Source organism: Corynebacterium sp. HMSC068H04 (assembly GCF_001811255.1).
GTDB lineage: Bacteria > Actinomycetota > Actinomycetes > Mycobacteriales > Mycobacteriaceae > Corynebacterium > Corynebacterium hesseae.
The window spans coordinates 18,238-28,815 of sequence record NZ_KV804009.1; the positions used below are offsets into that span (position 1 = coordinate 18,238).

Consider the following 10,578-nt stretch of genomic DNA (forward strand, 5'->3'; position numbering starts at 1 on the left):
CGCTGAGTTAGCCACCAGGCCTATTCTTTCTTCTTCATTCTTCTGGCTTGCCTGCGCGCGCGGCGTCGCGCGCGCTTTGCTTTGCGGATGTCCACGACCCACCGCGGAACAAAAGGCCACGGAAGCGGAATCCCAATCGCCCCCGTAAACCCAATAACTCCAATGACGAAAGCTGCCACGAGCGGAACAATCAGCACCGTTTCGACGGACTCGGGAAGGTTCGCACTTGCCACCAACCCTGTGGCACCGGCCGCGCCCATAATGAGCGTGCCATAAGGATAAATGAAAAGGACGCCATCGCTTTCTGCACCTGTTGCATCAGCTGAGTCGTACCACTCTTCTGATTGGGGATTCCTCCGCACGTACCGGATATAAAAGGTCCAATAGGCCACCATGACCAGCACTAAACCGACACACACAAGCAGCCCAGTGATATCTCCGTCCATAGGATGCGGCCTCCTGTGGTTGCTGTTGCGGTGTGTAGTAAACGCTACCAGCGCCCGCCGGGGTGAGTCTGAAATCCGGATGAGGGCACGCACCCGGGCCTAGGACAGCTGTCTATGATCCGGCATGTGTGAGCCTGTAGTGTCGCGACCATGAGGCTCCTTTCCTTTAGCGTGTCTAACTTCCGCAGCATCCGCGCGACGCAAACGCTCTCGCTGTACCACCACTGGCAGCACTCCACCGCCCCGGAGGAAGGATGGGCACAGGTCAGCGAGCCCACCTCCGTACTCATCGGCCCCACGGCGTCGGGAAAGAGCAGCGTCCTCAATGCCCTCGCCTTCGCCCTGCTCGCCATCGAATCCTCCGCCACCACCTGGCTTGCCGACGCCCCACCCAACCAACTCCCCCACGCCCCGTACCGCCTGGTTCCTCGCACGCAGCGCCTGCCCAGCACCTTCGAGCTGGATTTTGAGCTCGATGGCGTGCGCTACCTCTACGGATTCCAGTGGAGCTTCACCGGCGTGCACGCGGAATGGCTCAGCCGCGTGCCATCGACGAGGTGGAGCCCCTGCTTCGTGCGGACCCGCGGTGAGGAGGTGCAGTGGACGAGGTCCTTCATGGACAAGGGGGACGTCGCCAAGCTCGGCCCCGTTACGGACACCGAGCTAATCCTCTCCGCCGGCCTGCGCGACGAGCACCCTGTCCTCGCCCCGCTGGCTAGCGCCCTGGTGCACGACGTGGCTTACCTGCCGCACGGCCATACTTCCATGAGCACTGCCTCCCGCATCACCACCCTTATCCGTGAGGGCAAGCTGCGCCTGCATGAGGCTGCCGCGCTGCTGCGCGCGGCCGATGCCGGTATCCACTCCGTACGGCTCAACCAGGACCACATCCCCGAGCACGTCTTCCGCCAGATGCGCCCGGTCATCGATGCGCTCAGCCACAGCTATGGCAGCATCCGCCGCCCCGATGAGTTTGGTGCCTACTCCGATGCGGAGATTGAATCCCTGCTGCACGCCATCATCGTGGAGCACAAGTCCGATGATTCCTTCTACGAGCTGAAGCTGACCGATGAATCCGGCGGCACGCAGAACTGGATGGCCACCGCTCCCCTGGTTCTCGATACTCTGCGCCGCGGCGGGATCCTGGTGGCCGATGAGCTGGATTCCGCCCTGCGCCCAGCGCTCCTTGACTTCATCATCCAGGCCTTCCGCGAGCCCAGTATCAACGTCAACGGCGCGCAGCTCATCTTTGCCTCCCACACCTTCAGCGTCCTCGAGCGCGCCGGCGAGCTGGGCCTGCACCCCGAGAGCTTCTGGTCCGTGGAGAAGACCTCCGCCGGCGAATCGGAACTGCACAACCTCAGCGACGCGCCCGTGTCCCTGGGCAATCCCGACGCCACCCACCACTTCCTGCGCGAGCGCTACGGCACCGCCTCACGGGAGGCACTGACTGCGCTGCGGGAGCTCGTCACGGACGGTGCATGAAAGGGGCGGGCGCTTGGCGACGACTCCCCTCAGAACAAATGCGCATTCTCCTCTTCGAATGCACGCCATTCCTGAAACGCCTTAACACGTTCTTTGGCACGCTGGCGCCTCATTTGCAATACGTCTTCGCGCTTGAACCTCGTATGCGTTCCACGCTTATGGGTCGCAATTTTTCCTTCTTTTGCCCATTTCATGAGCGTTGGGCGCGAAACGCCTAGCAACTCGGCGGCTACCGTACTGGTGAGCTCCTCAGGAATGCGAGAGATCGTGACTTCTCCTCGTTGCACAACGGACATCAAGACCTGGGAAATCAATCGCTGAACATTACGCGACAACGCGACTGAGCGCTCTTGCGCTAGCCACCCCAGTCAGCTTCCAAGGCGTTGTCATTCAACAGGTTGGCCAAGTCACTCGCGATACCGATGCAAAGCAGGGACTCACTCCCGACAACGGTTAGAGCGGCCCCATGCTTGACTGATTGCTACTAGATTAGGGGCTGAGCACAACTGAAATTCTCGTCGGACAGCCAGATAAATCGGAGCAACACAGTGTCTGAATTTATAAACATTTACAAACGTCGCTCAGGCGAGTCTTTCATCAAACAATTCTCGGACTCGACTCAAGCGCTCAAGGAACGCCTCCGCCGCGAAGCAGCGATCGACGATCCTGATATCGAGATCGCCCATATTTCAGCGCCTTCCCTGGAATCCTTGAAAAAGTCGCATTCACGGTATTTCATGGGCCGCGTCGAGGTACAAGACGACCAGGTGGATGCAGCCTAAAGCTTCGCTTCTGGTCCCGCCTCCATGGGCGTAATTATTTCAACTTATTCTCTGTAGGACATGCACCAGGCAGAGGGCTTCGAAAATCTGAGCCCGACTCCACTGCGCATGTCCGGTACACCTGTCAGAATCAAGACATGTCTGTTGAAGCACGCGCCCTCTCCCTCCGGCGCTTGATGCGCGATTCCGCCGCAATCCGGCTCCTGGCTGCGGATAACGCGCCCGTGATTCTGGCGTTGATTGCGGAGTACTTCCCACGCGGCACCCGGGCGCGCCCAGCAGCAGAGGTATACGAGCTCATGGTCACCGATTTCGAGGTTTTGGCCAGCGAGTTTTCCATGCCCCGCACGCCACAGAACTACTGCAATGACTGGGTCAAGGCCGGCTGGTTAATCAGAAAGTCCGGCAAGAGCTCCCACGGCGAAACGCTCGAGCCCAGTGAAGATGCGCTCTCGGCCCTCGAAGCCATCGAGCGCTGGGAAGCACCGGTGACCGCGGTGACGGCCTCACGGGTGGAGTCGATCAGCTCGGCGCTGCAAAGGTTGGCGCGGGATACCAACGAGGACATCGCTAGCCGCGTGGCCAGCTTGGAAGCAGAACGTGACCGCATTGACCGCGAGATTGAAAAGGCACACCTCGGACAGTTTGAAAGCCTCACTGCCGCGGAGACGGAAGAGCGCGTTCAAGACGTACTGAACATGGCCATGGCCGTGCCGAGCGATTTCGCCCGGGTTCGCCATGAGCTCGAGGCCCTCAACCACCAGCTGCGCCGACAGCTCTTAGATCCGGAGGGATACCGCGGCGAGGTGCTGGAGGAAATCTTCAACGGCGTGGACCACATTGCTGAGTCGGAGGCCGGGCGCAGCTTCCGCGGCTTCTATTCCCTCCTGATGGATAGGGAGCGCAGCGCCTGGTTGGACCAATGGATCAAGGAGGTTTTGGAAAGCGAGCCCGGGCAGCAGCTCGCCCCGGACAGGAGGCAGCGGCTTCGCAGCCTCTTTCGCGATATGGAGGAAACCAGCTTCGAGGTCAACCAGACCATGACCGGGCTGGCGCGCAGTTTGCGCAACTACGTCTCCTCCGAGCAGTTCGCGGAGGACCGGCGCATGATTGAACTACTGCGCGAGGCCCGCGGCATGGCCATTGATGCAGCACAAAACTCCGAGCTGAAAGCTTTTCATCGGATGGACACACCGCTGCAGCGCATCGGCATGTCGATTCATTCGGTCTCCCGCATCCGCCTGGCCAATCCCGGGCGGGAGGTCGTGGAGGAGGCGCCAGTGGCCTACCAGCCCGGCACGGAAGACCCGCAAGCGCTCTATGAGCTGGTCCGCGAATCAGAAATCGACTTTGAGGAATTACACGAGGCGGTACGCGGGGCCGTCGCCAAGTCCGGCCCCTGCACTATTGGCCAGGTGCTGCAGGCCTATCCCCCGACGCAAGGTCTGGCCAGCGTGGTGGGTTTGGTACATATCGCGGATTCCCACCCGCTGCCCTCGCTGAAAGAAGAACACGAGACAGTCACGTGGACCGAGGAAGACGGTACCGTGCGTTGCGCCCAGATCCCCACCATGTATTTCGATCACACCACCGTTAAGGAGCTACAGTGACCGCCGCCAACAGTCCCCGCGTCGATGCCGCGCACGAGCCGCCGCTGTGGGAACACGATAAAGGAACGCTGACCTACCATTCGCGGCGCGCGCTGGTGCAGCTACTGCAGGGCCCGCTCATTCGCGCGCAGAAGGAACCGGTACTGTGGGCGGCGATTATCTCCGACGAGGAGAACCTACGCGCCCGGTTGCACGAGGTGTTCCTGGAGCTCGTCGTGGATGAGACGGAAGGCTTCGCATTCACCCGCATGGTGGAGGAAGACAGCTTGAGCATCCCGCAGGTGCTGCGCACGGACAAGCTTAAGCACATCGACACCGCCATCTTGTTGAACCTGCGCCAGGAGCTGGGCCTCACCCTGCCCGGCGAGCGCGTCATCGTGGACGTGGAGGATCTCCGGGAAAGCATCGGCTATGTCCGCGCGGTGGATAACCGCGACGAGGCCGGCTTCACCAAGCGCTTCAACGCGGCAATGAAACGCATACAGAATGACTATTCCCTCATCAGCGCCACCGAAACCGAGGGCCGCTTTGAGGTTTCCCCGGTACTGCGCCAGCTTTTCGACGCCTCCACGGTCTCCGCCATCCGGGATGAATACGCCCGCCTGGCACAGACGGAAGACCAGGATGAGCAGGAACCAGAGCAGCTCCAAGAGCAGGAGGATGCCTCCGATGACTAAGAACACCACCTACTACCCCGGACAATTCCGTATCAGCCGCATCCAGCTGATTAACTGGGGTACTTTCCACGGCTACTTCTCCATCCCGGTAGCTCGCAAGGGTTTCCTCATTACAGGCGGCTCGGGTTCCGGCAAGTCCACGTTGCTCGATGCCATGTCTGCGGTTCTTGTTCCGCAAAGTCACGTGAAGTTCAACGCGGCGTCGCAACAGGACCTCGGGCGGCACAACGGGCGCAACCTCGTCTCCTATGTGCGCGGCGCATGGCGGCAGCGGGAGAACACGCAGACCGGTGAGATCACCCCCGAATACTTGCGGGAGGGCGCCACCAACTCGGTCGTGGCGCTGACCTACGATAACGGCGCGGGCAAGCAGCACACCCTCATCGCTATCTTCCGCCTCAACGGCGGTGAGAACTCAGTGAGCCAGATCAAAAAGTTATATGGGCTGGTGCCGGGCGACGAGGACATCGACAAGCTCAGCCCCTTGCTCACCCGCAGCCTGGACACCCGCAAGATTAAGGCAATGTACAAAGGCCCCGGCGCATCCTTCACGCCGACCTACACCACGTTCGCGGACCGCTTCCGCAAACGCTTAGGGATCAAGAATGTGGAGGGCCAGCTGCTTCTCCACCGCACGCAATCCGCGAAGTCCCTCTCCAGCCTGGACCAGCTCTTTAGGGACTACATGCTGGACCGTCCGGCTACCTTTGAGAAGGCGGATGAGGCCGTCGAGCAATTTGAGGATCTGCGCCAAGCCTACTTAAGGGTCGAGGACGTCAAGGCCCAGATTGATACGCTCGCTCCCCTGCCCCAGCTGCATTCCCAGCGCACAGGCGCGGAGGCGGACAAAGCACAAGCGGAGGCCATGGCTGAGGCACTGCCAGCGGTCCGCGCCCGCTTGGTGGCAGAAGAACTGGACGTTCGCATTCGCGCCCTTTCAGCGCAGTTGGCTGAAGCCCAGTCTCAGGCCGCATCCCTTGAGGCCGATGTTGCTCACCTCGATGACGCAGAGCGCCTCGCCGCAGTGGCCGTCTCCCAGCTCAGTTCGGGTGAGCTCGATGCCTTAAGGGCCAAGATAGAAACCGCCGAAAAGGAGATTGAGCACCGCACGAAGGAGTTCCAGCGCCTTAGTGCAGCGGCCGGACAGTGGACTGATCACTACGAGCTCAGCCCGCATGGCTTCGCCCAACTACAGGCCAATGCGAAGATCCGCATCGCGGACTTCGAGGCCGATCTCGAAGACCTCATCAACCACCAACAGGAGGCGGGCGTGGCCGCCCGCGACGCCGCCACCGCCTGCTCCACGCTGGACAGCGAGCTGCGCTCTTTCAGCTCGCGGAGAACCAACATCGATAAGACCTTGGTGGAACTGCGCTCGCAACTGGCCCGCGATACCGGCTATGCCGAGTCCGAGCTCCCCTTCGCCGGCGAGCTCATCGATATCAGCCCGCACCAGAGCGAGTGGGAGCCGGTTATCCAGAAGCTACTGCACAATTTCGCCGCCACCCTGCTCGTGCCCGAAGCCGCGCGGGAGGCCATCAACCAGTGGGTCAATTCCCGCAACGTGGGCACGCGCTTGGAGTACCGCACCATCCCGGAGTTTGCCCCGGCGCCGGCAGCGGCGCGCAGCCCGCGGCAGCTCATCCACAAACTCGAGTTCCAAGACCACGCCATGGCGGGTTGGGTACGCCACCACATTTCGCGCCGCTTCAACTACGAATGCGTGGACTCCGTAGCGGAATTGGAGAAGGTCACCAAGACCCCGGCCATTACCCGCGATGGCCTGGAAAGCCGCCCCAAGGACAAGGACGGCTCAACGCGCTTCATCAAGGATGACCGCACGCGTTTTAGCGGCACCGCCTGGTACCGGGTGGGCTCCACCAACACCGCCAAGATTGAGCTGCTGCGATCCCAGCTCACCGAAGCCAAGGCCACCGCCCGCGCTACGGCCAAGCGTGTTCAGGACTTCAACCGGAAGATGAACATCCTGCGCTCCCAGCGCGATAAGGCCCAGCAGGTTCTGGATACCTCATTCCAGGACATCGACACCGCCTCCGCCGAGGCCCGCAAGCGTGATCTGCAAGAGCAGTTTGACTCACTGGCTTCCTCCCCGGAGGCCCAGGCGCTGGCCGCCGCGCACGCCCAGGCCAAGCAGAAGCTCGATGCCGCCCGCACCAGACTCAACGAGGCGCAGAAGCACCTGGGCAACGTCGAAGGCGAGCTCGAGCGCTCCGCCACTCGCCGCCGCGGCATCGGCCCCGTGCCGGACATTGCGGATAAAGACATTGAGACGGCAGTCATTCAAGCCCTGCACAAAGGCAAGCGCAGTCTCACTATCGATGACATCGATGCCCGCCGCGATGAGGTCCAGGCCAGTTTGCAAGCAACCTCCCGCACGGCAGCGCGCCGCATCGAGGAGGCCAACGACAAGATTGTCTCCGTTCTGCACGCTTACCTGTCCCAGTGGCCGGCGGAAGCCGCCGACTTGGAGCCACAGGCCAGCTTTGCCGGCGAGGGCATTGAGAAGCTCAAGTTCCTCCGGGCGGACCGTCTGGCTGATTTCCGCGCCCGCTTCCTAGAGCTGCTCAACGGCCAGACGGTGCGCAACCTCTCCCACCTGGCCACGGATCTGCGCCGCGCCCGCAGCGATATTGAGATGCGCATGGACTACATCAACAAGTCCCTGGAGCGCTCCCCCTTCAACGGTGAGCGCACCCTGCGCATCGACGTCAAGGACGCCCGCGGCCAGGTGGTCCAAGAATTCCAGCGGGATCTCGATGCCGCCACCTCCTACAGCCTGGCGGAAGTCACCGAGGATGATCCAGCGGCAGCCATTGCGCGCTACCACGCCTTGGACAAGATCTTAAGCCGCCTGAGCTCCAGCCAGCCGGAAGATATCCGCTGGCGCAACGTGGTTTTGGATACCCGCCGGCACGTCAGCTTTGTCGGCCGCGAGTGCTACCCCGATGGAACCACGGCCAACACCTATCAAGACTCCGCCTCACTCTCCGGCGGCCAGGCACAAAAGCTCGTCTTCTTCTGCTTAGCCGCAGCCCTGCGCTTCCGCCTCGCGGAGCCGGACCAGGACGTGCCCACCTATGGGTCCATCATCTTGGATGAGGCCTTTGACCGCGCGGATCCCGCTTTTACCCGCACGGCCATGTCCGTCTTCGCGTCCTTTGGATTCCACATGATTCTGGCCACGCCCTTCAAGCTCATCCAGACCCTCTCGCCCTATGTGGACGGCACCATCGTGGTCAGCTACGACGAGCCCACCATCGACGGCCGACCGCAGGCGCGCACGGGCTACAAGCTTATCGACGCCTCCACCCACCACGAACCCGACCCCAAGGACTCCGACGATGCGGACTCCTAAAGACCTGCAGGGGCATGCCGCCAAGTACCTGCACAACCACTTCGCCGAAGCACTCGCCGACCCCGCTGCGCTCAACCTTGACTGGCCGCTGCACCCGCCAACAGCTACGGCCGCCGCCCGCGATATCGGCGCCACGAAGGATTTCATCCGCGCCTGGCAGCGCTGGCCGCACCAGGAAGAGGTCATCTATGAATCCCGCAATTGGTCCCGCGCGGGCCTTGGCACCAACGACGTTCCCACACGCGCAATACTCACCGGTGCCGCGCGCATCGCCGCCGCCGCGGGCCTGATGTCCGACTACGACAGGGCCCTCCAGCGCACCCAGGACATCGCCGCCATCTTTCCGGACTCCCCGAACTTCACTCATACCGTCCGCCGCACGTACAACCAGTGGAAGGACTTAAGCACCTACGACCTACGCTGCCTTGGACCGTGTCTGACCTGGCTGCGCGCCAATCCCCACTCCGGCGAGTGGGAGCGCGCCGTGCCGGTGGAAGGCGTGGATGGTAAATGGATAGGCACCCACCGCCGCCTGCTCCTGGCGCTCCTTGCTCCCTTCGGCATCACGGACTTGGGCCTGCGCCGCAGTGATGCCCGCCTGCGACTGCGCTACCTCAACCACGCCCCGGCACTCTCCGATATCGAAATCCCCCTCGCCGACGCCGCCACCCTCTTCCCCGACACCCCACCCCGGGTGCTCATCGTGGAGAACAAACAAACCTTCTTGGCGCTTCCCGCGCTTGCCGACGCCTCCCCAACCACCATCGCCATCCTCGGCTCCGGCACCGCCGCCCACCAGCTCCAGGCACTGGACTGGCTCCACCGCACCGACATCACCTACTGGGGCGATCTTGACGCCGCCGGCTTTGCCATCCTCAACGCCGTGCGCGCCCACTTCCCCCACACCACATCACTGCTCATGGACCCCGCCACCGTCACCGAATTCCAGCACCTAGCCGTCCCCGACCCCGGCGACGGCTCCGCCACCCTCACCCACCTCACCACCGACGAGCAACGCGCCTACCGCTTGCTTTACACCAACGGAAGGCTGCGCATTGAGCAAGAGCGGATTCCGTTTGCGTATGCGAGTGTCCGAGTTCAACAAGAGTTCTGTCCAATGAAAGAGACCTAAGAGGTTCCCGAACGAACAAATATTCGACCAAAGGTCTGTAACCCGCATGAAGCCCGCCGCCTCACCACATCTCATTCTTAAAAAGGTGCCCTACGCAATAGGTATACTAGCTTTAATATCGAACACTTTATCTACCGTGAATTGAGGTATAGCTTTTGCCCCACCGCCTCCACCCTTCTCTATCTCGTATCTTCCAACAAGCCTCCCCCGAAGACACAATTCTTTTTATCGACGAGAGCTACGTAGCCCCCGGTGAGGAATTTTCCGATTCCTTTTACGCACTGGTCGCAACCGCCATTAAGTTCAAGCACCTTGCCGACACCCGGGACTATCTGAAAGAAGTCGCGCAGTCCTCCTATTGGCATACGACTGAATCAATGCAAACCACCGAAGGTCAAGAAAGGGTCGAGGCAATGCTCAAGCTTTGTCATGAATTCGGAGACTCCCATTCTGTCTCTTGTCTTCGCCCGCTTCAGCAGGACCACGATGTTGAGCACGCTCGCCAAGACTGCCTCGAGAAGCTGATCACCACTATCACCGAGCAAGACTTTTCGCTCAACGGAATCATTTTCGAGGAACGGTATTCCCAATCTGATAACGACAAAGATAGAAACACACTAAAGCGTTTACGAAGGTTGAACGTCCTTCCACAAGGAATTCCCGCCGCATGGGTAAGCCCAGCCGACGAAACGTGTCTTTGGATACCAGACCTTGTGGCCTATATGTATCGACGAACGCTAACTCACGGCGGACAGAGCACAGTATGGTTCAACAAATATCTGGCAGAACATTGCCAAATCTTAACGGTGCTGCCGAAGCGTAAACCCGCGCAAGCTCCAAGAGAAAATTAAATGACCCCCACCTGCCAGTAGCCTCGGTGAGGGTCGAGCAGCTGTACATGATGTAGGGCTGCTCCTGTCTCAGAGTATGCCTTATTTAGCCCAATTCAGTCAAGAGGCACAATGCCATCTCCCCGACGTCGCCTTCGATACTCAACGCGAACCGGAATTTCATCAGTCTCCAATGGCTAGTCGAGTCTTGTGATGTCTAGCGACTTTTTGGACACGGAG

Annotated in this window: 9 protein-coding genes; 7 read left to right on the forward strand and 2 right to left on the reverse strand. The window is 61.0% G+C overall.

The window, feature by feature from the left end:
• Positions 1-20 precede the first annotated feature (20 nt).
• Entirely contained in the window at positions 21-446 is a 426-nt protein-coding gene (locus tag HMPREF2792_RS08215) for a hypothetical protein (RefSeq protein WP_070532726.1), read from the reverse strand.
• 150 nt (positions 447-596) lie between these two features.
• On the opposite strand from HMPREF2792_RS08215, the gene HMPREF2792_RS08220 reads away from it, so the two are divergent.
• Entirely contained in the window at positions 597-1,931 is a 1,335-nt protein-coding gene (locus HMPREF2792_RS08220; RefSeq protein ID WP_070532729.1) for an AAA family ATPase, read from the forward strand.
• Positions 1,932-1,960: 29 nt separating this feature from the next.
• Here HMPREF2792_RS08220 and HMPREF2792_RS08225 read toward each other — a convergent pair whose 3' ends face one another.
• Positions 1,961-2,245 carry a helix-turn-helix domain-containing protein gene (locus HMPREF2792_RS08225; RefSeq protein WP_232748510.1) on the reverse strand — a complete coding sequence of 95 codons (285 nt, stop codon included), beginning with the start codon at positions 2,243-2,245 and terminating at the stop codon, positions 1,961-1,963.
• 234 nt (positions 2,246-2,479) lie between these two features.
• On the opposite strand from HMPREF2792_RS08225, the gene HMPREF2792_RS08230 reads away from it, so the two are divergent.
• From HMPREF2792_RS08230 to HMPREF2792_RS08255, 6 genes are all read left to right on the forward strand, one after another.
• Positions 2,480-2,713 (forward strand): hypothetical protein, encoded by a 234-nt coding sequence (locus HMPREF2792_RS08230; protein WP_070532732.1) that lies wholly within the window; start codon positions 2,480-2,482, stop codon positions 2,711-2,713.
• A gap of 137 nt (positions 2,714-2,850) precedes the next feature.
• Positions 2,851-4,323 carry a DUF3375 domain-containing protein gene (locus HMPREF2792_RS08235; RefSeq protein WP_070532735.1) on the forward strand — a complete coding sequence of 491 codons (1,473 nt, stop codon included), beginning with the start codon at positions 2,851-2,853 and terminating at the stop codon, positions 4,321-4,323.
• Positions 4,320-5,000 carry a DUF4194 domain-containing protein gene (locus HMPREF2792_RS08240; protein WP_070519688.1) on the forward strand — a complete coding sequence of 227 codons (681 nt, stop codon included), beginning with the start codon at positions 4,320-4,322 and terminating at the stop codon, positions 4,998-5,000. The genes HMPREF2792_RS08235 and HMPREF2792_RS08240 overlap by 4 nt, the downstream gene beginning before the upstream one ends.
• Complete coding sequence (locus tag HMPREF2792_RS08245; RefSeq protein ID WP_070532738.1) at positions 4,993-8,376, forward strand: ATP-binding protein; 3,384 nt, start codon at positions 4,993-4,995, stop codon at positions 8,374-8,376. Before HMPREF2792_RS08240 ends, HMPREF2792_RS08245 begins: the two co-directional genes overlap by 8 nt.
• Complete coding sequence (locus HMPREF2792_RS08250) at positions 8,363-9,508, forward strand: DUF3322 domain-containing protein (RefSeq protein WP_070532741.1); 1,146 nt, start codon at positions 8,363-8,365, stop codon at positions 9,506-9,508. The genes HMPREF2792_RS08245 and HMPREF2792_RS08250 overlap by 14 nt, the downstream gene beginning before the upstream one ends.
• Before the next feature lie 155 nt (positions 9,509-9,663).
• Positions 9,664-10,359, forward strand: coding sequence for a hypothetical protein (locus HMPREF2792_RS08255; RefSeq protein WP_070532744.1), 696 nt, complete (start codon positions 9,664-9,666; stop codon positions 10,357-10,359).
• Positions 10,360-10,578 lie beyond the last annotated feature (219 nt).